The sequence below is a fragment of the Niallia sp. FSL R7-0648 genome (genome assembly GCF_038007005.1).
In the GTDB taxonomy this organism is placed as follows: Bacteria; Bacillota; Bacilli; order Bacillales; family Cytobacillaceae; genus Niallia; species Niallia circulans.
Map to the genome: position 1 here is coordinate 752168 of NZ_JBBOWE010000002.1, position 24277 is coordinate 776444.

Sequence of the window (24277 nt, forward strand, 5' to 3'; positions counted from 1 at the left end):
TTTTTTTCACCTCAGGTATAGATGTGAATGATTTACACCATTAATAATAAACTATGTATGACTATAACGTATGCTACTTTATGAGTCAATGGATTTCTTAAATTATCCAAATGAACAAATATATTTATATTCTTTTACTAATAGTAAGGTTAGACATCGTTTCCATTATAAATACCTTTTTGACTTAAGTTCATCAAAATAGAACCAATTTAAAGGAGGGAAATTAAAAATGACTTGGTTACATTTTATGATATTGTTTCCATTTATGTTTGCCTTAATTGTGCCTTTTATTTATAAAAGGCTGACGCCGCGAATTCATACTGGCTGGTTTGTACTATTTGTGCCATTTCTTATTTTTATCTACCTGTTGACGTACATTCCAAAAGTGGCAAAAGGAGAGGTGTTTACTTCTGCGGTTAAATGGATACCAGCCTACGGTATTAACTTTATAACCTATTTAGATGGGCTTAGCTTAGTTTTTGGATTGCTGATTGCTGGGATAGGAAGTTTAGTCATTTTATATTCTATTTTCTATTTATCAAAGCATCGCGAGGCGTTGCATAACTTCTATGTATATTTATTGTTATTTATGGGAGCGATGCTTGGGCTAGTATTGTCTGATAATTATTATGTTTTGTATGTTTTTTGGGAAATTACGAGTGTGTCGTCCTTTCTGTTAATTGCTTATTGGTATGAAAGGGACCGTTCTAGATATGGCGCACAGAAGGCAATGTTGATTACTGTTTTTGGCGGACTTGCGATGCTGGCGGGTTTGATTATGCTTTCTATTATGGCAGATACAACCAGCATAAGAGAAACGCTGCTTCAACTTGATTTAATTCAAGGCCATGCTTTATTTATACCAGCAATGATTCTCATTTTGCTAGGGGCATTTACGAAGTCTGCCCAATTTCCGTTTAGTATTTGGCTTCCTGATGCCATGGAAGCACCGACTCCAATCAGTGCTTATTTACATTCGGCAACGATGGTTAAAGCAGGAATTTATTTAGTTGCTCGTCTAACTCCTATTTTTGGCGGGACGATGGAGTGGTTCTGGATTGTTGTAGGAATAGGCATTTTTACTTTACTATATGGCTCCTTTAATGCCGTGAAGCAGACAGATTTAAAAGCATTATTAGCGTATTCAACCATTAGTCAATTAGGATTAATTATGAGTCTGCTTGGCTTGGGTTCTGCTGCAATGTATAAAGGGTTAGCTGTAGAAGAAGCAGGGCTGTATGCAACAGCGATTTTTGCAGCGATTTTTCACTTAGTAAATCATTCCACCTTTAAGGGCTCTTTATTTATGGTCGTAGGAATAATTGACCATGAAACCGGTACTCGGGATTTGCGGAGACTTGGCGGGCTAATTCACTTAATGCCAGTTTCCTTTACCCTTACTGTAATTGGCGGTTTTTCGATGGCTGGTCTTCCACCATTTAATGGTTTCCTAAGTAAAGAAATGTTCTTTACCGCTGTTGTGCAAGCATCGGAAATGGAAATATTTAAACTTCAGCATATTGGAATTTTTATTCCTATTATAGCTTGGATTGCTAGTGTATTAACGTTTGTTTATTGCATGGTATTAATTTTTAAAACATTTAGAGGGAAAAATAAAGCACCAAAACTAGATAAGGTGGTGCATGAGGCACCGATTGGCTTGTTACTCTCGCCTATCATCCTAGGTGCGCTTGTTATTCTTTTCTTTTTTATTCCAAATGTTGTCTCGAAGTTTTTGCTAAAGCCAGCATTTGCAGCCGTGCTGCCAACACTTGCGCATACGGTCGAGTCGAAAAAAATTAGTGCTTTCCATGGATTTAATACAGAGCTTTGGATGACGATTGGTGTGGTGGGATTAGGCACGATATTATATTTACTTTTACGAAAATGGTATAAGATTTATCGTTTATATCCACAAGCCTTTACATTAAGTAATTTATATAATCTAGGTTTGGAATATCTGGAGAAATTCTCCAAGTCCATTACTGATTTTTATATGACTGGCTTTTTACGTGATTATTTAGTCTATATATTTGGCTTTATCATTTTAATCATTGGGGGATCCTTGTTCCTATTTAATGGTTTTACATTTGATATGTCACATGATTCACCAATTACTATCTTTGATATGGGAATAGTAATTGCAATGATAGTAAGTTCTGTCACGGTGCTGTTCTCCAAATCGAGAATTACATCTATTGTAGCGGTTGGAGCGCTAGGATTTCTTGTTTCATTTTTCTTTGTTCTTTTTAGAGCTCCAGATTTAGCACTTACGCAATTAGTAGTAGAAACGGTAACTACTGTATTATTCTTGCTGTGCTTCTATCATCTGCCGCAATTAAAGAAAGAAATTAGCAGGGTACCTTTTAAAGTGGTTAATGCCATTATTTCGATTGGCATAGGGCTAGTCGTTACACTGATTGCTCTATCTGCAAATGGAACCCATCTATTTGCTTCTATTTCAAGCTATTATGAAAACTCCTATAAACTGGCCGGCGCAAAAAATATCGTTAACGCCATTTTGGTAGATTTCCGTGGTATTGACACGATGTTAGAGATTCTTGTGCTTACAGTGGCAGGTTTGGGCGTTTATACGTTAATAAAGGTAAGACTAGTGGGAGGAGATAAGAATGAAGGAACCAAATGATATTATCATCCGAAGTGTTGCAAAGGTTGCTGTCGTCATTATCCTCACCTTTGCGATCAATCTTTTTGTCTCTGGACACCATTTTCCAGGTGGCGGATTTATTGGCGGTCTTACCTTTGCGGCAGCGATTATACTGCTTTTTCTTACCTTTGATATTGAATCCGTACGAAAGAACCTTCCTGTTGACTTTAAAGTATTAGCGGGAGTTGGCGTGTTAATCGCTGTTTTGACAGGGGTAGGGGGAATGATATTTGGGGAAGCATTTTTAACCCAAGCCTTTGGATACTTTGATCTGCCGATTTTCGGAAAAACAGAGTTGGCGACTGCAGTCCTTTTCGATGTGGGTGTGGCTCTTGCCGTTATCGGGACCGCCATAACAATTATTATGACAATAGGGGATGATCGATAATGGAGACGTTAATGTCTATTCTTGTAGGTGTCTTATTCTCTATCGGAATCTACCTTATTTTAACAAAGACATTATTACGAATTATTTTAGGGACATCTATTCTTGGTCACGGTGTAAACTTGCTTATTATTACAATGGGTGGATTGAATAAGGGAGGGCCACCTCTCTTAGGTATAACCGATCATACTTTTGCAGATTCTCTGCCTCAGGCATTGCTGCTTACGGCCATTGTCATAAACTTTGCAACAACAGCTTTATTTTTAGTACTAAGCTACAGAGCATATAAAGTACTAGGCACCGATGATACAGATTTATTAAGGGGTAATGAGGATGAATAATATTGTCATTTTGCCGATCATCCTTCCTATCGTATTTGCGATGATCATGGTTATTTTTCGAGATAAAGTTATCCTTCATCGGATATTAAGCTTAGTAGCAGTTTTTTCTGTTTTTATTGTGGCGTGTGTTTTAATTGATCAAATTAAAACAGACGGGATTCAGTCCATTCAATTAGGAGGATGGGAGGCGCCGTTTGGTGTAAGTATGGTTGCCGATATGTTTGCAGCAATTCTTGTTCTCGTTACGAGTGTTATTGGGTTTTGCTGTTTGCTGTACGCATTTCATTCGATTGGGGAACAATTGGAGAAGTATTATTTTTATCCGTTATTCTTGGTTTTGATAACAGGTGTAAACGGTTCTTTCCTTACAGGAGATATATTTAACCTATTTGTTTGTTTTGAAGTAATGCTTGTTGCTTCATATGTCCTGATTTCATTAGGAGGAACAAGGGTTCAGCTAAGAGAATCGATTAAATATATACTGATAAATATTATTTCATCCTTTCTGTTTCTCGTTGCAATTGCTTATTTATACGCCATTACTGGAACGCTAAATTTTGCTCATTTATCTGTCCGTATTGCAGAGGTTGGTCAAGGCGGGCTTATGACGACGGTAGCAATTTTATTCCTAATTGTATTTAGCTTAAAAGCTGGATTGTTTTTATTCTTCTGGCTACCAGGCTCTTATAGTGCACCACCAACAGCTATTTCTGCTATCTTTGCTGCGCTGTTAACCAAGGTAGGAATGTATGCGATTATTCGAGTGTTTACCTTGATTTTTTATCATGAAGTTCACATTACCCATTTATTAATTGGAATTCTCGCAGCTATTACAATGACCCTTGGAGCAATTGGAGCTGTAGCCTATAGAGATATCTATAAAGTGATGACCTATAATGTGGTTATTGGTGTTGGGTTTATTTTAGCGGGTGTTGCTACGTACTCAACAGTGGGGATGACTGGTTCCATCTACTATTTCATTCATGATATGGTGATTAAGGCACTTATCTTTCTACTGGGAGGCACAATTATTCATCTGACTGGAACAAGTAAATTAGATGAGATGAGTGGATTGATTCGTTTGCACCCGCAATTAGGCTGGATGTTCTTTGTTGCAGCTTTATCCTTATCAGGAATTCCTCCACTAAGTGGATTTTTAGGAAAAATATTTATTACAGAGGGTACCTTTACTGCAGGATATTACTGGTTAGGTGCATTCGGACTGATCAGCAGCTTATTTGTCCTTTATTCTATTATGAAAGTATTTATGGCTGTGTTTTGGGGCTATACCGATTTAACACTAGAACAAGAAAAAGGGACCACGAAGGGATTAATGCTGCCAATAGCTTTCCTTACTTTCTTAACCATTGCATTAGGGATAGGGACAGAAGGGATTCATGAATATGTAGATTTGGCAGTTGAAGGCTTGATGGACCCCAATTATTATGTCAAAGCTGTTTTAAGCAATAATTAAGGGAATTTAAGTAGTAAATAGACAGAAAGGGGTGGTATCCATGCCTATGCAGATATTGATCAACTTATTAATCGGTATCATCTGGATGTTTTTACAGGACACATGGAATGTCTTAACATTTTTCACTGGTTACTTGTTCGGTATACTAGTTTTATTTATCTTGCGTCGCTATTTGCCAACTAAATTTTATTTAGAAACATTTTTTGCGGTCGTAAAGTTATTTTTTGTTTTTATTGAGCAGCTGTTTACCTCAAGTGTTGTTGTGATTAGGCAGATAACAAGGCCAAGATTAAATATTTCCCCAGGAATATTTTCGTTAGAAACGGAATTAGAGGGGGAATTGGAAGTCTCCTTACTAGCTCTATTAATGAATTTAACTCCTGGTTCTGTTGTAGTAGAGGTTACTTCCGATAATAAAAAGTTCTTTATTCATGCAATGGATATCCCTGCACAAAAGGAATCCATCTTTCGTTCAAAGGAAAAATTCGAAATGGCCATAAAGAGGGTGACTCGCTATGATTGATCAATTATTGGTTGGATCGTTAATTTTACTGATTATATCTATTCTTGCAACAATATATCGTCTTATCAAAGGACCGTCAGCACCTGATAGAATACAGGCATTAGATAGTTTAGGAATCAATCTAATTGCAGGAGTAGCGATTTTTTCCGTTCTGCTTCGGAATACAGGTTTTTTTGAGGTGATTTTATTAATTGGAATTTTGTCGTTTATTGGAACGATTGCTTTTGCCCGATATATGGAAAGAGGTGTAGTCATTGAGCGAAAACAATCTGATTGAACTCATATCTGTTCTGCTTATATTCTGTGGCGCTATTTTTTGTTTTCTGAGTTCCCTTGGATTAATAAGACTGCCAGATGTATACACAAGATCTCATGCTGCATCCAAAGGTTCTACTATGGGAGTACTCTTTACCCTTGTTGGCACATTTGTCTTTTTTATTATAGAAGGTGTTTTTAGCATTCGCCTGTTCTTGGGAATTTTCTTTGTTTTTTTAACTTCTCCTGTTGCATCCCATGTCATTGTTCGTTCCGCTTATCGCTCAAAAGTTAAGCTTGCGGATATAACGGTACAAGATGATCTGAATGCTGAAATGGATAAAGAAGGGATAGAAACAGTGGAAGTAATTCATAAATAAAGGGAAAAAAGATATAGAAGGCCAGCGATTTTTAATTGACGAATTTTTGTGGATTTTATATAGTAAGAAAAGATATACCCGTACTGAAACGGGAGAGGTTCATAGCAAATACCCTCTATAAAAAACTATGGATACATGCAATTCACGCCATGTCCATAAAGGACATGGCTTTTTTGTTTGATTCAGCTAGTTTTTCTGCGTAAGGTAAATGCCTCTCTTTTAAGCAGTGTTGGGAAACACCAAACAAGGAGGACTTTTTCATGTCAGGAAGAAAGAACGAAGAAGGATTAACAGATTTAACTTTGTTAGGAAATCAAAATACTCAATATAAAAGTGATTATGCACCAGAGGTATTAGAATCAGTGGATAATCTTCATTCGGATAGAGATTATTTTGTGAAATTTAATTGTCCTGAATTTACAAGTCTTTGCCCAATAACAGGACAGCCTGACTTTGCGACAATGTATATTTCTTATATACCAAATAAGAAAATAGTGGAAAGCAAATCTTTAAAGTTGTATTTATTTAGTTTTCGCAATCATGGAGATTTTCACGAAGATTGTGTCAATATTATTATGAATGATTTAATAAAACTGTTAGATCCAAGATATATTGAAGTATGGGGAAAATTCACTCCAAGAGGCGGAATTTCCATCGACCCTTGGTGTAATTATGGAAAACCGGGCACTAAATTTGAAGAGATGGCAGCACATCGATTAATGAACCATGATATGTACCCAGAAAAGGTAGACAATCGATAAGAAAAAACCAGTCAGCGACTCGTTATGTAGAGTAGTTGACTGGTTTTTCTTTTGGATTAATAAGATTATGGCAAAATATTTCCAGCGGCACGATAAATGCTGTACCATTCTTCTCTTGTTAAATAAACGTCACTTGCTTTTATGCAATCAATTAATCGATCTGCATTCATTGTGCCGATTACTGGCTGCATATTGGCAGGGTGACGCAATAACCAGGCAATCGCAATGGTTGTGTTACTTACTTGATATTTGTCTGCAATTTCATCAATTTGTTGATTTAATTCAGGGAATTTATCGTTGCCAAGAAAAACGCCTTCAAAGAAACCAAATTGGAATGGGGACCAAGGCTGAATCGTTATATCATGTAAGCGACAGAAGTCTAATATGCTGCCATCACGGTTAATGGCTGAGTCGTTTTCCATATTGACATTAATCCCATTAGAAATCATATTCGCATTTGTAATACTTAATTGCAATTGGTTAGCCACAATTGGTTGTTTCACATATTTTTGCAATAATTGAATTTGCATTGGATTTTGGTTGGAAACACCAAAATGGCGAACTTTTCCTGATTGCTCCAAAATGTCAAATGCTTCTGCTACTTCTTCTGGTTCCACTAAAGCGTCTGGGCGATGGAGTAGAAGAGTGTCTAAATATTCGGTGTTCAATCTTTGTAAAATACCGTCTACTGATTGCAAAATATGTTCTTTGGAGAAATCGAACATTCCTGTTCTGATCCCGCATTTAGATTGTAGGATAATATTTTCGCGAACAGTTGGTGACATATGTATAGCGTCAGCAAATATTTCCTCACAGTCACCTTTTCCATAAATATCTGCGTGATCAAAGAAGTTAGCACCATGTTCTAAAGCAGTTTGGACAAATCGTTCTGCTTCCTTTTTTTCTAATGAATTAATACGCATACAGCCAACTGCCACTACTGGCACTTCTAAATTACTGCTACCTAGCTTCATAGTTCTCATGATTTCTACTCCTCCTAAACTATATGGAAAGCGCTTTTATTGTTTCCTCATTCATTTTGACATATGAACGGCTTAAACGGCAAATATTATGTACTTTTTATCCCGCACTTAATCCTCCTCATACTGAAGGGAAATGAAGGAAACAAAGTTAGAAATAACTGCCCTGTAAAGATCAAATAAGCGAACTAACCATCAGCAGTATTATGAGGAAAACCAACTGATGAAGGTTTCTTTATAAAAGAAATGAAAGATGTCCTATTTACTATCCCATACAAGTAAACATATAATTATTATAAAAAAAAGAAAACGCTTACAAGAAAGGTGGAAATAGAATGAGAGGTTTTATAAGGAAAGCGTTTATTATTGTAATACTTATTTTTTTGTTGTTTCCCTTTGGAAGTGAAAAATTTGTATCAGCGGCTTCTACAAATGGGACGATGATGCAATACTTTGAATGGTATTTACCGAATGATGGAAATCATTGGACAAGACTTCAAAATGATGCTGCAAATCTTTCTAGTAAAGGGGTAACGGCAGTTTGGATCCCTCCAGCATATAAAGGAACAAGTCAAAATGATGTTGGATATGGTGCTTATGATTTATATGATTTAGGGGAGTTTAACCAAAAAGGAACGGTCAGGACTAAATATGGTACAAAAGCCCAATTGAAATCGGCAATCGCTGAATTACATAAACAAAACATACATGTATATGGCGATGTAGTAATGAATCATAAAGGAGGAGCTGACTTTACAGAGACTGTAACTGCAGTTGAAGTAGATCCAAATAATCGAAACCGGGAAACATCCGGCGATTATCAAATATCTGCATGGACAGGCTTTAATTTTCCTGGGAGAGGCAATACGTATTCTCCATTTAAATGGAATTGGTATCACTTCGATGGGACTGATTGGGATGAGAGTAGGAAAATAAATAGAATATATAAATTTCGGGGAACTGGTAAGGCTTGGGATTGGGAAGTCTCAAGTGAGAATGGTAATTATGATTATTTAATGTATGCAGACATTGACTATGAACATCCTGATGTAATCAATGAAATGAAAAAATGGGGAACCTGGTATGCAAAAGAATTAAATTTAGACGGTTTTCGATTAGATGCGGTTAAACATATAAAACATGATTACCTGCGGGACTGGGTAACACATGTAAGAAACCAGACTGGTAAAGAGATGTTTACTGTAGCGGAATACTGGCAGAATGATATTGGGCAGCTAAATAACTATTTAGCAAAGACAAATTATAATCAGTCTGTTTTTGATGCACCTCTCCATTATCATTTTCATTATGCATCTAATAGCAATGGAAATTATGATATGAGGAATATTCTAAAAGGAACTGTAATGGAAAGCAATCCTAGGCTGGCAGTTACTTTAGTGGAAAACCATGATTCCCAGCCAGGACAATCTTTGGAGTCTGTTGTAAGTACATGGTTTAAGCCCTTAGCCTATGCTTTCATTCTAACAAGAGCTGAAGGATATCCATCTGTTTTTTATGGAGATTACTATGGAACGAAAGGAAATAGTAATTATGAGATTCCTTCTTTAAAAACGCAGTTGGATCCGATTCTAACTGCTCGCAAAAACTATGCATATGGTTTGCAACGTGACTATATTGATCATTGGGATATTATCGGATGGACTAGAGAGGGAGAGGCTGCAAGGGATAAATCAGGACTGGCGACGTTAATAACAGATGGTCCTGGAGGATATAAATGGATGGAAGTAGGAAAACAAAATGCTGGAGAAGTCTGGTACGATATTACAGGGAATAGAAAGGAAACAGTCACTATTAATAATGATGGCTGGGGCCAATTCTATGTAAATGGCGGTTCTGTTTCTATTTATGTACAAAAATAATAATAAAGAGAAGAGTTAGCCAATCTTACTGGAGCAACTCTTCTCTTTTTTCGTTCTCTTAATCCTCCATCGTAGAAAGATCGCCTGTTGGAAGACCAAGCTCCCAAGCTTTCAGTACTCGTCTCATAATCTTCCCACTCCGAGTTTTTGGCAGCTTTTCACAGAATTCGATTTCTCTTGGAGCAGCATGAGCAGCCAAGCCGGTTTTTACAAATAATCTTATCTGCTCTTTTAATTCATCCGTTTGCTCATAGCCATCAACCAATGCAATAAAGGCTTTGATAATTTCCCCTCGAATTGGATCCGGTTTACCGATGACGCCAGCTTCTGCCACTGCTGGAAATTCGATTAATTTACTTTCCACTTCAAATGGTCCAACTCTTTCTCCAGCAGTCATAATAACATCATCAACTCGGCCTTGGAACCAGAAATATCCCTCTTCATCCATATAAGCAGAGTCTCCTGAAACATACCATTCATCATGTTGGAAATAGCTATTAAATTTTTCTTGGTTGTTCCATATTGTATGCATCATCGAAGGCCAGCCTTTTTTTATGGCTAAATTCCCCATTTGGTTTGGCGGCAGAATGTTGCCATTGTCATCTAAAATTACTGCTTCAATTCCCGGTAATGGTTTCCCCATTGAACCTAATTTAATATCCATACATGGTAAATTGCATATTAGTTGAGCACCAGTTTCCGTCATCCACCAAGTGTCATGGATACGATGTCCAAACACATCGTATCCCCATCGAATTACCTCGGGATTCAGTGGTTCGCCAACACTTAATATATGACGTAACGAAGAGAGTGTATATTTTTCTGTTACCTCCTCTCCAGCCGCCATTAGCATTCTAAAGGAGGTAGGAGCACTATACCAAACAGTCACTCCAAAAGTTTCGATCGTTTTATACCATACATCAGGACTAAAGCGACCTCCTGCCACAACATTTGTTGAGCCTGTAAGCCATGGCCCAAAGATTCCGTAGGAGGTACCTGTAACCCAGCCAGGATCAGCTGTGCACCAATATACATCCTCCTCTTGTAAATCCAATACCCATTTTGCCGTCTGATAATGTTGGATCATAGCATTGTGAACATGAAGCACACCTTTAGGCTTTCCTGTTGACCCAGAGGTATAGTGAAGGATTAAACCATCCTTGCGATCGACCCATTCTATGTCTAATTCTGTAGATGCTGTTTGAAAGTAATGAAGGAAATCCTTTGTTTTATCGTCTTCTTGGATATTTTCACCGATAATAAAAATAGTTTCGAGAGCAGGTAATTCTGTATGTGGAATTCTATTTACTAGTTCAGGTGTGGTTATAATTACTTTTGCTTCACTATCAAAGAGACGGTCTTTCACCGCATCTTCCATAAAGGCTTCGAACAATGGGCCGACAATGGCACCTAGTTTGATTGCTCCAAGTAAAGCAAAATATAACTCTGGGGAACGAGGCATAAAAATAAACACTCGATCTCCCTTGTTTACATTTCCTACATCCTTTAATACATTTCCAGCTTTATTGGAGAATTTCTTTAAGTCTTTAAATGTGTATGTTTCTTTTCTTGATGGATGAAAATAATGGAGGGCTACTTTATTGGCGCGGTAGTTTTCAGCGTGACGATCAATAGCTTCATAGGCCAAATTAATTTTTCCAGTCTGATGCCATGAAAAATCCTTTTCTGCTTGAACCCATTTGAAATGTTGGTACAGCTCCTCATAGTTTTCAAGGTTATGTCTGCCTTTTACAGGTGGAAACGCTTCCAATTTCATTAATACATCCCCCTCATTTCAATATTTTTACAACACCATTATAATGGGTAAACACTATATATACAATTTTAATGTTGTAATTAAATAAATATTCCTACGTTTTAGAAAAATAGGGAGAATGTATGGGATAAAAGATTACTATAAAACTCCATCTTATTAGATATAGTAAATTATCAATAAAATTAGTAAATAAACAAATAAAGATATAACTTGGAACTTAAGAACAGAGTAAAACCTTTTATTAAATTTTTGAGAAGGAAGAGGCTTCTCCTTCCATTCTTCTAAATAATCATTACTTTTTAGAATAACATGATGGAACCGTCTGAAACTGAATGTTACTCCGTCGAAAAAACCGCCCTTAGCAATATACATAAATAGAAAAATAACAATATAAAAGAAAGTTAAATAAAAGACGGCATTAATATAATGAACAAAAGAATATGACGATGAAGAGATAAAAAAAAGAATGAATGTAAGAAAGAGATTTATAAGAAATATAGACCATTTTTTATTTTGCATGAAGTTTCACCTTTTTTAATTAAGTTTTTAATCACGAATAAAAGTATTTTACCTTAACTCTAATTGAAAGTACATTTTTAGAAAAAGGGATAGAAATTCAATATTTCAGAAAACCAGTATTTTCATTTACCTTTTACACTAAAAGTTGTAATAAACCACTGTTATGTGAAACAGCACTCGCTAAAAAATTCTAGTATAATAAAATAATCTGCTAATATATGGAGAAAAAGTATATTGGCATATGGATATATTTTACAATAGTGGGGCCTTTTGAAGTATTTTTCCCCTCTTTTTTGATAATAATTTTTAGAATTTTATCAAAAAAGTAAGCGTTGTCTTTATTGTTTTAATGCAGTATAGTGCTGTTTTAGTATAACAATATTTGAAATTATCTCTATATTTAGTCTTTACAACTCTACTAGAATAATAGTATACTCTCTTTAGCTTCTTTTTTAGATGTAATTTACAGAATAATATAACAATGGGGGGTCTTTTTTAATGAAGCGCAAATTTACTTGGCTGCTTTCACTGACGTTAGTGTTAAGTGTATTTTTAGCGGCATGTTCTGGTGGCGACGACAAAGGGTCTAAAGGTTCAGATAAGTCAGCAGAAAATAAAGATGTAGAACAAGTATTAAACTTAATTAACGGAGATGCAATTCCATCCATGGATCCATCAATGGCTACGGATGAATACGGTTTCCAATTCTTAGGAGCTACTATGGAAGGTCTTTATCGTTTAGGTAAAGATGCTAAGGTAGAACCAGGTATTGCAGAATCTCACGAAGTATCTAAAGATGGTTTAACTTGGACATTCAAGTTACGTGAAGATGCTAAATGGTCAAACGGAGATCCTGTAACTGCTAACGATTTCGTTTATGCTTGGCAGCGTGCAGTAAATCCTGACACTGGTTCTGAGTACGGTCCATATATGATGGGTGGCGTAATCAAAAACGCTACAGAAATCAATAAAGGCGAAAAGAAAGTAGAAGAACTAGGAGTTAAAGCAGAAGACGACCATACTTTAGTTGTTGAACTTGCTAACCCAACTGCGTATTTTGAATCATTAACAACATTCGGTACATTCTTACCATTAAATCAAAAATTTGTGGAAGAAAAAGGCGATAAATTCGCGACTAGCTCTGACACTCTTTTATCAAACGGTCCATTTGTTTTAGAAAACTGGGAAAGTACTGCGCAAAAGTGGAATCTTGCTAAAAACGACACATACTGGGATGCAGATACAGTTAAGTTAGAGAAAATCAACTATGTAGTAGTAAAAGACGCTCAAACAATGGTTGACCTATATGAAAAAGGCGAAGTTGACCGTGCTTCATTATCATCAGACTTAGTTGACCAATACTCTTCTCATGAAGACTATACAGTTAAAGCTGATAACTCAGTGTTCTATCTAAAAATTAACCAAACAAGAAACAAAGCGCTTGCTAATAAAAACATCCGTGCAGCGATCAGCCGTGCGTTTGATAAAGAGTCATTAGTTAACACTATCCTAAACAATGGTTCTTTAGTTTCTAACGGTTTAATTCCAGCTGATTTCACTCCAATGCCAGATGGCAGCGGTGATTTCCGTAAAGTTAGTGGAGATTTAGTAACATATGATACTGCTGCTGCGAAAGAATTCTGGGAAAAAGGCCTAAAAGAATTAGGTACTAAATCTGTAGAAATTGAATTCTTAGGTGGGGATACAGACGTATCGAAAACAATGAATGAATACTTAGCTAATCAGTTACAAACAAACCTACCAGGTTTAAAAGTAACATTGAAACAAGTACCATTTGAACAACGTTTAGACTTAGATACTAACCAAGATTATGATCTTCAATTAGCTGGTTGGGGTCCTGACTACCTTGATCCATATACTTTCTTAAGCTTATGGGTTACGGATGGCGGAAATAACAAAATGGGTTACTCAAATCCTGAGTACGACAAGTTGTTAGAAGAAACGACAACAACTCTTGCTACAGACAATGAAGCTCGTTACCAAAACTTCTTAAAAGCTGAAAAAATTCTATTTGATGATGCAGCAATCGCTCCTGTATATCAACGTGCTGGCGCATTCCTATCATCACCAAAAATTCAAGGCTTAATTGATAATCCATTTGGACCAACTTATGAATACAAATGGGTATCAATGGGATCTGCAGAATAATTTTGCTTTTATGAAAAATTCGATGCTATGAAATAAGAGGGAGTGTATGCTTTTATAGCATATACTCTCTTGTATTTTTGAGTAGGAAAATTCTGATTATAGCAAAAATAAATTATTATGCTATAATAAACAAAGAAAATTAGGAGGTGCACAGATGGCTCGATATCTTCTTCGACGTTTATGGTATATGTTCATCACGTTATTCATTATCGCGACAGTCTCCTTCTTCCTGATGAAATTCCTTCCGGGAAGTCCGCTGCAGGCAGAAGATAAGTTAAGTGAAGAACAAAAAACAATCATTTTGGAAAAGTATGGACTGAACGATCCTATTCCAGTTCAGTATGTTCGTTATTTAGGAAACCTTGTGCAAGGGGATTTAGGGGTTTCGTTTAAATTTGATAATACCCCTGTTACAAAAATTTTATCATCAAAAATCGGTCCTTCCGCGCTTCTAGGTGGACAGGCATTAGTGTTAGGAACAGTGCTTGGGATTCTTCTAGGCTTGATAGCTTCGATTTATAGGAATGGTCCAATCGATTACACCTCAACAGTTATTGCCGTACTGGGAACATCGGTTCCTTCGTTCGTATTTGCCGGACTATTACAATATTTCTTTGCAGTAAGATGGGATATACTGCCTGTTGCGCTTTGGGGCGGCTTTGAATATACGATTCTACCAACCATTGCACTTGCAATCTCTCCATTAGCGGTTGCGGCGAGGTTTACAAGAACAGAAATGATTGAGGTATTGCATTCAAATTATATAACGACAGCTCGTGCAAAAGGTGTTACAGAAGCAGGAATTATCTTCAAACATGGATTGCGCAATGCACTGATTCCGCTAGTTACCGTTATAGGTCCAATGGCCGTTGGTTTAATGACAGGATCATTGGTTATAGAGAAAATTTTTGCTATTCCTGGAATTGGGGAACAATTTGTTACATCTGTTACTGTAAATGATTATCCAACAATTATGGGAACAACCTTAATGTTTGCTTTTGGCTTTGTTATTATAATTTTAATCATTGACCTCCTATATGGATTAATTGATCCGAGAATTAGAATTGCAGGAGGAAAAAAATAAAATGGATAAAAAGAATCTTAATCAAATAGATAAAAATTTATTTAGACCTCTTAAGCAAGAAGAGAATACAAGTGAGAAAATTTCTGCGCCAAGCAGAACATTTGCTCAGGATGCAAGAAGAACGTTATTAAAAAACAAGCCGGCAATTGTCAGTATATTTATAATACTATTAATAATCGTAATGAGTATTATTGGACCACATATGAATGACTACGGAAACGATGGACAGAACCTTTCCCGTGCGAAGCTTCCTCCTAGAATACCAGTTTTAGAGAATGTTTCTTGGTTAGGCTTAGATGGTACATTATCTGGTAGATATGAAGGTACGAATGTAGAGGATGCAACTGCAAAAGCAATGGCTCGATATAAAAGTACAGATGAGTTTGTTGATATCAAAGTTTTAGAGGAAGGCGACGGTACAAGAAATTCTGCTGCCGTAAGAGCAACCTACCATATTTATGAAGCGAAAGATATGGATGATACGTATTTCTGGTTTGGTACGGATACACTGGGCCGTGACCAATGGACAAGGCTTTGGGAAGGTACTCGTGTATCGTTAATCATTGCGTTTGTCGCTGCTATACTTGATTTATTAATCGGTGTAACGTATGGCGGGGTATCTGGATTCTATGGCGGGAGAGTCGATAACGTCTTGCAGCGTATCGCCGAAATATTAGTAGGGATACCAAACTTAGTAATTATTCTATTAATGATGCTGATTCTCCAGCCAGGAATTGTCTCTATTGTTATTGCCTTAGCGATTACAGGATGGATTGGAATGTCTAGGATTGTTCGTGGTGAGGTACTTAAACTTACCAACCAAGAATTTGTACTGGCAGCAAGAACATTAGGAACGACCAATGGTACAATTATTAGAAAACATTTAGTTCCGAATATTACGGGGATAATTATTGTTAATACTATGTTCTCGATTCCTGGAGCTATCTTCTTCGAAGCATTCCTAAGCTTTATCGGACTTGGTATTGTTCCGCCTAATGCTTCATTAGGGGCATTAATTGAACTAGGATTTGCTAATTTACGATTGTACCCATATCTATTAGTTTTCCCAGCGACTGTATTGTCAGTATTAATGATTGCATTCAATATATTAGGTGATGGATTACGTGATGCATTCGATCCTAAAATGCATAAATAAGAGAGTAGGTGTTTATAAATGAGTAAATTATTAGAAGTCAAAGATTTAAGAGTATCATTTAACACCTACAACGGTGAAGTACAAGCTGTTCGCGGTGTGAGCTTTGAGTTAAATAAAGGGGAAACATTAGCAATTGTAGGAGAGTCCGGTTCTGGTAAATCCGTTACGTCCAATGCTTTAATGAGACTTCTTCCCGAACCGCAAAGTGTCATCAAAAGTGGAGAAATATTATTTGAAGGCGAAGATCTTGTTAAAAAGTCAAAAAAAGAAATGCAAAAAATTCGCGGAAAAGATATTTCCATGGTGTTTCAAGACCCGATGTCTTCTTTAAACCCAACAATGAAAATTGGTAACCAAATCATGGAAGGCTTAATAAAGCATCAAAATATGAATAAGTCTGATGCAAAAAAGCGTGCTTTAGAATTACTTGAATTAGTTGGTATTCCACAGCCGGAAATTCGCATTAATCAGTTTCCGCATCAATTCTCAGGTGGAATGCGTCAACGTGTGGTTGTAGCGATTGCTCTTGCGTGTAACCCAAAGATTTTAATTGCCGATGAACCAACAACAGCACTTGATGTTACGATTCAGGCACAAATCCTAGAATTGATGAAAGATATTCAAAAGAAAACAGATAGTGCGATTATTTTTATTACACATGACCTTGGTGTTGTGGCGAATGTGGCAGACCGTGTTGCTGTTATGTATGCTGGAAAAATTGTTGAAATTGGCACAGTAGATGATATTTTCTATAATCCAAAGCATCCATATACTTGGGGATTGATTGGATCGATGCCAACCCTAGATAGTACGGATGAAGAGCTTTTCGCTATCCCTGGAAGCCCGCCAAATATGTTAAAGCCTCCAGCAGGAGATGCATTTGCGCCTAGAAATCAATTTGCGCTAGAAATCGATACAGTAATGGAGCCGCCAATGTTTAAAGTTTCTGATACGCATTATGCTGCAACCTGGTTATTGCATGAAGATGCACCAAAGGTTGAGCCGCCAGAAGCTGTTAAACAAAGAATGCTTGGTTTCTCCAAAACAGGTCGCAAGGACGGTGAAAAACGTTGACTAGAGAAAAATTACTAGAAGTAAAAAACTTGCAAAAACACTTTTCCGCAGGTAGAGATAGAGTCATTAAAGCCGTTGACGGTGTATCCTTTGATATTTTTAAAGGAGAAACTTTTGGTCTTGTTGGAGAATCTGGTTGTGGAAAATCAACAACAGGTAGAACAATCATCCGTCTTTACGATGCAACAGGTGGAGAAGTGAAATTTGAAGGCGAAGATGTGCACGGAAAAAAATCAAAGGCAGAGCTTCGCAAATTTAATCAAAAAATGCAAATGATTTTCCAAGATCCACATTCTTCTCTAAATCCACGCATGACTGTACTTGATATTATTGCAGAAGGAATTGATAATCATAATCTTGCAAAAACACCAGAAGAGCGTCGTCAAAGAGTCGAAGAACTCCTTGAAGTAGTTGGGTTGAATAAAGAGCATGCCACACGCTTCCCGCACGAATTCAGCGGCGGTCAAAGGCAGAGAATTGGGATTGCTCGCGCCCTAGCTGTTGAGCCAGATTTCATTATCTGTGATGAGCCTATTTCTGCACTAGACGTTTCTATTCAAGCACAGGTAGTAAATCTTTTGAAAAAGCTTCAAAAAGAGCGTGGATTGACTTATTTATTTATTGCCCATGATCTTTCCATGGTAAAATATATTAGTGATCGTATTGGTGTTATGTATATGGGGAATATGGTAGAGCTTGCAGAAGCAGATGAATTGTATGAAAACCCAATTCACCCATACACAAAATCATTATTATCCGCAATTCCACTTCCAGATCCACGATATGAACGTGAGCGCAAGAGAATTGCATATGATCCATCTGTCCATGATACTAGTGAACCGGCTGAGTTAAGAGAAGTAACTCCAGGTCACTTTGTACGCTGCACAGAGAAAGAACTAGAGAAGTATAAAAAAGAATTAAGCCTTAAGAAAAACTAATTTAACAAAATTTACTCTATTAAAGAAGAACCTTCCAAATAATCCTTGCCAACGTGCAAGGATTTTTTTATTTCCCGAGAAATCATCCTTTACTTATTTTCCCCTATTTTTAAGGAAATAATCTTTCAAAACACAAAAATCGTATGCAAATAAACGATAAAAAGCGACATTGAATAAAATAAATCAAGATAACGACTTTTTAGTTTAGTATCCATGTTATGATCGTTAATAAAGTCCACATGAAAAATGGGAGAAAGTCTAAAAAATTTTAAAAAAACTACATGTCTAAGATAAAATAAAGGAAAATAAGAATGGTATAACATTTCCTATAGGAGTTCATCATGATAAATCCAATATTAAAACCGCAATACGATAAAGCGATTCAACAAACAAAAAACCATATATTGAATGATGTTAATAAGTATTTAGAGAAACAAGATCGTCTGCCTGCTTTTGAACAATATATGGATGACCGAAAAGTATTTATAGAGCAAATTTGGCTAAATACTTGGCTTAATACCGCAACTAGTCATGTCAAGTATGCTGAGAAGAAGCAATATCTCACGAATAAGGGATTAGACATTAATGATCTTAATAAAAAGGTTATTAACCGATTATTTAGAAGTGAAATTCGCGAGGTTGAAGTATTCCCTTATGAAGAATGGTTAAGAACAAACCTAGGGGATAATAAAGAAGAATGGGAAAAAAGGTATAAAGAAAGACGAAAAAGCTATTTGCAAAACGTAGAAGAACAGAAAGATCTAGAAGAGAAACGTAAATATAAAATGAAATTCTCTTATTATATTGAGCAATTAATGGAAAAGCATTATGAGGAATTGTTTCTCTATATTCGCTATTTAACAGGAAGCAATATCGCGCTAGAGATAGAACGGAATGGCATTGTTTTATCTTCGATGGAATTAACCTTTGAAGAATATTTATCAAATGAAATGAATATGCCCTATAACCAATTTTACTTTTTGGAAGACCGGACAGAAGCATATGAAAATTTAATTTTTCAGCATTTATTTGATTTTTTGCCGACATGGCTTAAAGATAAATTGCCTACTCGAATAAAAGAAGAATATGAAGACATATTTGACCATTCCTTAAGCAATTCCTTTTTACTAGAAATAAGCACGCCTTTACTGGAAGAAATAACAGAAGAGTTTCTTGAGGATTTGTTTTCTGAGTATGTAATCGATTTGGAAAAATTATTAGATATTCCTTTTGATGTAGAAATTCATAAAGAGATTATGGAAAAAGACCGTCAAAGGAAGGAACAGAAGGAAGCAGAAGATCGAGAGGAGCAAAGACGACGTAAAGAAGAAGAAGCAAGAATGATTGAGGATATATTTGGAAGAGAATATTATCCTCCAACCAATATAGATGTTAAATATATCCTTCATACTGGAGAAACGAATACTGGTAAAACGTTTCAAGCAATTAACCGAATGATGGAAGCTACAAGCGGTTTATATTTAGCTCCATTGAGATTATTAGCATTAGAAATATATGAGAAGCTAAATCAGCAAGGAGTTCCATGTTCGCTAAAAACAGGGGAAGAAGAGAAGCTTGTTCTAGAGGCTCAACATCAATCGAGTACAGTAGAAATGTTTCACGAAAAGGATTTTTACGAAGTTGTTGTCATTGATGAGGCACAAATGATTGCGGACAGAGAACGGGGATTCTCATGGTATCGCGCTATCACCAAGGCAAATGCAAAAGAGGTCCATATTATTGCTAGTCTGCATGCCAAAAACATGATTTTGCAGTTATTAGGTGATATAGATGTAGAGGTTCATGAATATCGACGGGAGACACCGTTACAGGTAGAAAATGAGTTGTTTCAATTAAGTCATACAAGAAAAGGAGACGCATTAGTGTGTTTCTCAAGAAGAAGTGTCTTAGAAACAGCCTCTGAATTACAAAGAAAAGGGTGGCAAGTCAGTATAATTTATGGAAGTATGCCACCAGAAGCAAGAAAAAAACAAATGGAGCGTTTTATTAATGGAGAAACGAAAGTTATTGTTTCAACAGATGCAATTGGGATGGGGCTTAATTTACCAATAAGGAGAATTGTCTTCTTAGAGAATGACAAATTTGATGGGATAAGAAGAAGGATGTTAACCTCACAGGAAGTGAAGCAGATTGCAGGTAGAGCAGGAAGAAAGGGAATATATGATATTGGGCGGGTTGCTTTCACCAGTGACCGTAAAAGAATGATGTATTTATTAGAAAAAAGAGATGAAGACTTGTATGGATTCACAATAGCACCAACAAGTGCTGTTTTAGAAAGATTTCAAAAGTATTCCAATAACCTAGGGCTCTTCTTTTATTTATGGGGACATTTTAGAAGTCCAGAAGGAACAAAAAAGGCCTCACTGACCGAGGAAATGCAGCTATATGAAATGATTATGGATACAATGGTCGAAGCGAGAATGTCCCTGCATGATTTATTTAGTTTTCTGAAACTACCATTCGCCACAAGTGAAGCCTCATTACGAGCGCAATGGAAAGTAAATATGGAGGCAATTGTGGAAAACAGGGATTTACCAGAACCGAAAATTAAACAAGATAGTCTGGAGGAACTGGAACTCGCTTACAAAGCGATTGGTCTTCACTTATTATTCCTATATAGATTAGAAAGAAGGACAGAAGCTTATTATTGGGAAAAGGTAAGACTGGAATTGAGTGACCAAATAAACGATCAGTTAAAGACAGGGATTAAAGGGAAGAAACGGACGAAGCAATGCAAGAAATGTGGGAAAGAACTAGCAGCTAAATTTAAGTTTGCTGTTTGTAATGATTGTTTTTATCAGACGTAAATTAATACACATAAAGGCTTTGAATGTTAGAGAAGGGTGAGAAGCGGTAAATATACTCATTCTCACCCTTTGTTTTCCACGTTGTAAGCAATGGAAAAGTAAAGTAAAGTGTTACTCAAGCACCATTTTGCTTACAAAATCATTAGTAGGTAATATAAAGCATAGGCTTGTAAAGTTGAAGCGATAAAAAAAGTAATATAAACTAGATGAATAAGAAGAAAATAGAGCAAATTCCCTTTTCATTTTTATTGTAAATACTATACTATTAAAATAGAAAATAAGTTAAGGAAGGTAATCAAATGGATTCGAAATTTAAGTTTGGCATTCGCTCCAAAATTATCCTTGGTTACATTGTTATCATTCTTTGCTTACTTGTGTCAGTAATTTTACTAAATAATCAAATACGCTCCCTTCAACAGGAACGTAATTCGATTATCAATTACGATTCTCGCATACATGAACTTACATCTTCCATTGAGAAAAGTGTATTAGATATGGAGACAGGTCAGCGTGGCTACATAATCACAGGTAACCAAAGTTACTTAATTCCGTATAATGATGGGAAGGAAAATTGGAAAGAGCAATTTGAGGAATTGTATCAATTATTGAGTAATAAACCTGTACAGCAGCAGAATTTACTCGAAATAAAGGAAAACATTTTGAATTGGATTAATACGGCTGGTGAGCCAACCATTCAATACAAAGCACAAAATAATACAGCAGCTCTTGATGAATTTTTCAAAGAGGATAATGGACGGGATTACATAAACGAGATTACAGAAAAGTTTACGAATCTTAGAGATACAGAGAAGACTGCGTCGGCTAAGCGGGCAACAAAGCTGGACCAACAAAATAATGCTTTAACAGTAGGACTATTCGGCGTATTAGTCTTGATTTCTCTTGTTGCTATTAGTCTGGCTGGCCAAACCTCTAAATCGATTGTTAGAACAATTAAGGAAGTAACAGAATCTATTAAAACAATCGCTGCCTCTAAAGGAAATGTCAGTACTCGTATTCATGTCCGGACAAACGATGAAATAAGAGAGCTGGCAGAAGTGACAAATAGCCTTCTTGATACCGTTGAGCAAAGAGAATGGTTACAATCAAACGTTGCTGATATTGTGATGAAAATACAAGGAATTCCTTCTATTGAATCATTGGCTAGTGTGTTTATATCAGAAATAGCACAAAAAACAAATGCAAGCTTTGGAGCCTTTTATGTGAAAGATACTCAACAAAAAAAGGAAACCTATCTAAAAACGGCAACATTTGCTGAATCTGGAGATACGATTGCTCGAGATACTTTTCAATTAGGAGAAGGTCTGATTGGTCAAAGTGCCAAAGAACAGCGCGTCTTGCATTATCAAGAAATTCCAAGTGATTATCGCTTAATTGCAACAGGGCTAGGGGATGTTTCTCCACGCAGTATTATCATTGTACCCGTTCTGTTTGAAGGAGAGGCGATTGCTGTACTTGAGCTTGCTACAATGACAGAATTTACAGCCCTTCAACAAAATCTCATTACCGGGGTAGTGGAGACATTTGGACTAACGATTAATAGTATTATGGGTAGAATGGAAATCGTCCGCTTGTTAAATGAATCTAGAGCAATGACGGAAGAGTTACAAGTTCAATCAGAAGAGCTGCAAACACAATCAGAGGAATTACAGTCACAATCAGAAGAACTGCAAATGCAAAAAGAAGAACTGATGGCTACTAATGAACAGCTCGAAGATCGAACAAGAGAAGCAGAAGCGAAGACAAGGGATTTAGAAAAAGCAAAAGAGGAATTAGAAGAGAAAACAGAGTTAGTTATTCAAAATTCTAATTATAAATCAGAGTTTTTAGCTAATATGTCTCATGAATTAAGAACTCCGCTAAATAGCATTCTAATTCTTTCAGAAATGTTAGCGGAGAATGAGTCGAATCACCTATCGGAAGAAGAAATGGAGTTTGCAAATGTTATTCATTCTTCTGGTAAAGATCTTCTTTCGCTTATAAATGATATTCTTGATCTTTCCAAAGTAGAGGCAGGCAAGCTTGATGTTCATTTTGCAGAAGTAAGCATCCATGATATTACTTCACAATTGGAGCGAAGCTTCGCACCTATCGCTAACCAGAAGGAAGTAGAATTTTTAGTAAATAAACAGGAAGGTCTCCAAGATATCGTATTTACAGATGAAAAGAGATTCCAACAAATTATTAAAAATCTATTATCCAATGCCTTTAAATTTACGGAAAGCGGAACAGTTTCCTTAAATATTAAGAAGAGAAACCAGATTAGCCGCAGTATGAGAGAATTAAGCAATGATTGGCTAGATATTTCTGTAACAGACACCGGTATTGGCATACCGAAAGATAAGCATAAATTAATCTTTGAAACATTCCAGCAGGCAGATGGAGCAACTGTACGTAAATATGGAGGTACTGGCTTAGGCCTTTCCATTTGTAGAGAGTTTGCTAGATTGCTAGGTGGCTGGATTTCCTTGAAGAGTGAGGAAGGCAAGGGAAGTACTTTTACCCTCATTATTCCAAGTCTTCCAAATGGAATAGCAGACACTCAGCTCAATATTAGTGAGATGAATGTAGCTGCTACAATGGAAGTGAAAAAGCAAGAAGCTCGACAAGAAATAGATAAAGAAGAACAAAAGCAGGAAGAAGAAAGAAAAACAGAAATCGTGATTTCTAAGGATGAGAATGAGGATGTGTTTAAAGGGAAAAAGGTATTGATTGTAGACGATGATAATCGTAATATCTTTGCTCTTAAAACGACTCTTGAAAAAAGAGGGATGGATGTCCTTGTTGCCTATAACGGAAAGGAATGTTTGGACATTCTGGATAGAACTACAGATTTAGATGTGATACTAATGGATATTATGATGCCGAATATGAATGGTTATGAAACCATGACAATTATCCGCCAAACGCTGAATCTGACAGAGATACCTATTATCGCATTAACGGCAAAGGCGATGAAGAATGACCGTGAAAAATGTTTAGAGGCGGGAGCATCTGATTATATCAGTAAGCCGCTAGATTTGGATCAATTATACTCCGTCTTAAGAGTATGGTTAGCAAAGTAAGG

19 protein-coding genes and 1 riboswitch are annotated in these 24277 nt (G+C 36.4%); of the genes, 16 read left to right on the forward strand and 3 right to left on the reverse strand.

Translation table 11 applies throughout. The annotated features are described in order from the left end of the window. The first annotated feature begins 229 nt into the window (after nt 1-229). The 8 genes from NSQ89_RS23760 (at nt 230) to queF (ending at nt 6787) form a co-directional block, all read left to right on the forward strand. A complete protein-coding gene (locus NSQ89_RS23760) occupies nt 230-2647 on the forward strand; it encodes a Na+/H+ antiporter subunit A (RefSeq protein WP_095258298.1) in 2418 nt (805 codons plus the stop codon). Beyond that, nucleotides 2631-3056 (forward strand): Na(+)/H(+) antiporter subunit B, encoded by a 426-nt coding sequence (locus tag NSQ89_RS23765; protein WP_047940926.1) that lies wholly within the window; start codon nt 2631-2633, stop codon nt 3054-3056. The genes NSQ89_RS23760 and NSQ89_RS23765 overlap by 17 nt, the downstream gene beginning before the upstream one ends. Continuing rightward, the gene (locus NSQ89_RS23770; RefSeq protein WP_047940925.1) at nt 3056-3394 is read left to right on the forward strand and encodes a Na(+)/H(+) antiporter subunit C; all 339 of its coding nucleotides are present in this window, start codon (nt 3056-3058) and stop codon (nt 3392-3394) included. Before NSQ89_RS23765 ends, NSQ89_RS23770 begins: the two co-directional genes overlap by 1 nt. After that, complete coding sequence (locus tag NSQ89_RS23775; protein ID WP_047940924.1) at nt 3387-4868, forward strand: Na+/H+ antiporter subunit D; 1482 nt, start codon at nt 3387-3389, stop codon at nt 4866-4868. Before NSQ89_RS23770 ends, NSQ89_RS23775 begins: the two co-directional genes overlap by 8 nt. Nucleotides 4869-4908: 40 nt before the next feature. After that, complete coding sequence (locus NSQ89_RS23780) at nt 4909-5391, forward strand: Na+/H+ antiporter subunit E (RefSeq protein WP_047940923.1); 483 nt, start codon at nt 4909-4911, stop codon at nt 5389-5391. Then, nucleotides 5384-5668, forward strand: a complete 285-nt coding sequence (locus NSQ89_RS23785) for a Na(+)/H(+) antiporter subunit F1 (protein ID WP_047940922.1) — start codon at nt 5384-5386, stop codon at nt 5666-5668. Before NSQ89_RS23780 ends, NSQ89_RS23785 begins: the two co-directional genes overlap by 8 nt. Continuing rightward, nucleotides 5646-6026, forward strand: coding sequence for a monovalent cation/H(+) antiporter subunit G (gene mnhG, locus NSQ89_RS23790; protein WP_047940921.1), 381 nt, complete (start codon nt 5646-5648; stop codon nt 6024-6026). The genes NSQ89_RS23785 and mnhG overlap by 23 nt, the downstream gene beginning before the upstream one ends. Nucleotides 6027-6114: 88 nt before the next feature. After that, nucleotides 6115-6161: riboswitch (PreQ1 riboswitch) on the forward strand. 125 nt (nt 6162-6286) lie between these two features. Then, nucleotides 6287-6787, forward strand: a complete 501-nt coding sequence (gene queF, locus NSQ89_RS23795; RefSeq protein WP_047940920.1) for a preQ(1) synthase — start codon at nt 6287-6289, stop codon at nt 6785-6787. A 65-nt stretch (nt 6788-6852) separates the two neighbouring features. On the opposite strand, the gene NSQ89_RS23800 is transcribed toward queF, so the two are convergent. Next, nucleotides 6853-7770: an aldo/keto reductase gene (locus tag NSQ89_RS23800; protein WP_095258297.1), complete on the reverse strand. Its 918-nt coding sequence runs from the start codon at nt 7768-7770 to the stop codon at nt 6853-6855. A gap of 332 nt (nt 7771-8102) precedes the next feature. On the opposite strand from NSQ89_RS23800, the gene amyS reads away from it, so the two are divergent. Beyond that, on the forward strand, nt 8103-9647 hold the full coding sequence (amyS, locus tag NSQ89_RS23805; protein ID WP_341133373.1) for an alpha-amylase: 1545 nt from the start codon (nt 8103-8105) through the stop codon (nt 9645-9647). Between the two features lie 58 nt (nt 9648-9705). Here the strand turns inward: amyS and acsA are convergent, their stop codons facing one another. Further along, the gene (acsA, locus tag NSQ89_RS23810; protein ID WP_341133374.1) at nt 9706-11424 is read right to left on the reverse strand and encodes an acetate--CoA ligase; all 1719 of its coding nucleotides are present in this window, start codon (nt 11422-11424) and stop codon (nt 9706-9708) included. Nucleotides 11425-11580: 156 nt separating this feature from the next. Continuing rightward, nucleotides 11581-11943 (reverse strand): DUF3899 domain-containing protein, encoded by a 363-nt coding sequence (locus tag NSQ89_RS23815; RefSeq protein WP_095321964.1) that lies wholly within the window; start codon nt 11941-11943, stop codon nt 11581-11583. Between the two features lie 498 nt (nt 11944-12441). On the opposite strand from NSQ89_RS23815, the gene NSQ89_RS23820 reads away from it, so the two are divergent. The 7 genes from NSQ89_RS23820 to NSQ89_RS23850 all read left to right on the forward strand — a co-directional run bounded on the left by NSQ89_RS23820 (nt 12442) and on the right by NSQ89_RS23850 (nt 24275). Then, nucleotides 12442-14112 (forward strand): peptide ABC transporter substrate-binding protein, encoded by a 1671-nt coding sequence (locus NSQ89_RS23820; RefSeq protein WP_341133375.1) that lies wholly within the window; start codon nt 12442-12444, stop codon nt 14110-14112. A 154-nt stretch (nt 14113-14266) separates the two neighbouring features. Continuing rightward, nucleotides 14267-15196, forward strand: a complete 930-nt coding sequence (gene opp3b, locus NSQ89_RS23825) for an oligopeptide ABC transporter permease (protein ID WP_047940914.1) — start codon at nt 14267-14269, stop codon at nt 15194-15196. Between the two features lies 1 nt (nt 15197). Continuing rightward, entirely contained in the window at nt 15198-16352 is a 1155-nt protein-coding gene (gene opp3C, locus NSQ89_RS23830) for an oligopeptide ABC transporter permease (protein ID WP_047940913.1), read from the forward strand. An 18-nt stretch (nt 16353-16370) separates the two neighbouring features. Further along, complete coding sequence (locus NSQ89_RS23835) at nt 16371-17426, forward strand: ABC transporter ATP-binding protein (RefSeq protein ID WP_095320404.1); 1056 nt, start codon at nt 16371-16373, stop codon at nt 17424-17426. Then, a complete protein-coding gene (locus NSQ89_RS23840) occupies nt 17423-18364 on the forward strand; it encodes an ABC transporter ATP-binding protein (protein ID WP_061797050.1) in 942 nt (313 codons plus the stop codon). The genes NSQ89_RS23835 and NSQ89_RS23840 overlap by 4 nt, the downstream gene beginning before the upstream one ends. A 341-nt stretch (nt 18365-18705) precedes the next feature. Beyond that, a complete protein-coding gene (locus tag NSQ89_RS23845; protein ID WP_341133376.1) occupies nt 18706-21192 on the forward strand; it encodes a DEAD/DEAH box helicase in 2487 nt (828 codons plus the stop codon). A gap of 299 nt (nt 21193-21491) precedes the next feature. Continuing rightward, nucleotides 21492-24275 (forward strand): ATP-binding protein, encoded by a 2784-nt coding sequence (locus tag NSQ89_RS23850; RefSeq protein ID WP_341133377.1) that lies wholly within the window; start codon nt 21492-21494, stop codon nt 24273-24275. The last annotated feature ends 2 nt before the right edge of the window (nt 24276-24277 follow it).

Excerpts from the sequence above, each read along its gene's own strand:
- opp3b (WP_047940914.1), top strand. The coding sequence starts at position 14,267 with ATGGCTCGATATCTTCTTCGACGTTTATGGTATATGTTCATCACGTTA.
- amyS (WP_341133373.1), top strand. The coding sequence starts at position 8,103 with ATGAGAGGTTTTATAAGGAAAGCGTTTATTATTGTAATACTTATTTTT.
- NSQ89_RS23760 (WP_095258298.1), top strand. The coding sequence starts at position 230 with ATGACTTGGTTACATTTTATGATATTGTTTCCATTTATGTTTGCCTTA.
- queF (WP_047940920.1), top strand. The coding sequence starts at position 6,287 with ATGTCAGGAAGAAAGAACGAAGAAGGATTAACAGATTTAACTTTGTTA.
- NSQ89_RS23835 (WP_095320404.1), top strand. The coding sequence starts at position 16,371 with ATGAGTAAATTATTAGAAGTCAAAGATTTAAGAGTATCATTTAACACC.
- NSQ89_RS23820 (WP_341133375.1), top strand. The coding sequence starts at position 12,442 with ATGAAGCGCAAATTTACTTGGCTGCTTTCACTGACGTTAGTGTTAAGT.
- acsA (WP_341133374.1), bottom strand. The coding sequence starts at position 11,424 with ATGAAATTGGAAGCGTTTCCACCTGTAAAAGGCAGACATAACCTTGAA.
- NSQ89_RS23770 (WP_047940925.1), top strand. The coding sequence starts at position 3,056 with ATGGAGACGTTAATGTCTATTCTTGTAGGTGTCTTATTCTCTATCGGA.
- NSQ89_RS23815 (WP_095321964.1), bottom strand. The coding sequence starts at position 11,943 with ATGCAAAATAAAAAATGGTCTATATTTCTTATAAATCTCTTTCTTACA.
- NSQ89_RS23780 (WP_047940923.1), top strand. The coding sequence starts at position 4,909 with ATGCCTATGCAGATATTGATCAACTTATTAATCGGTATCATCTGGATG.
- NSQ89_RS23765 (WP_047940926.1), top strand. The coding sequence starts at position 2,631 with ATGAAGGAACCAAATGATATTATCATCCGAAGTGTTGCAAAGGTTGCT.
- NSQ89_RS23800 (WP_095258297.1), bottom strand. The coding sequence starts at position 7,770 with ATGAGAACTATGAAGCTAGGTAGCAGTAATTTAGAAGTGCCAGTAGTG.
- NSQ89_RS23850 (WP_341133377.1), top strand. The coding sequence starts at position 21,492 with ATGGATTCGAAATTTAAGTTTGGCATTCGCTCCAAAATTATCCTTGGT.
- NSQ89_RS23785 (WP_047940922.1), top strand. The coding sequence starts at position 5,384 with ATGATTGATCAATTATTGGTTGGATCGTTAATTTTACTGATTATATCT.
- opp3C (WP_047940913.1), top strand. The coding sequence starts at position 15,198 with ATGGATAAAAAGAATCTTAATCAAATAGATAAAAATTTATTTAGACCT.
- NSQ89_RS23845 (WP_341133376.1), top strand. The coding sequence starts at position 18,706 with ATGATAAATCCAATATTAAAACCGCAATACGATAAAGCGATTCAACAA.
- NSQ89_RS23775 (WP_047940924.1), top strand. The coding sequence starts at position 3,387 with ATGAATAATATTGTCATTTTGCCGATCATCCTTCCTATCGTATTTGCG.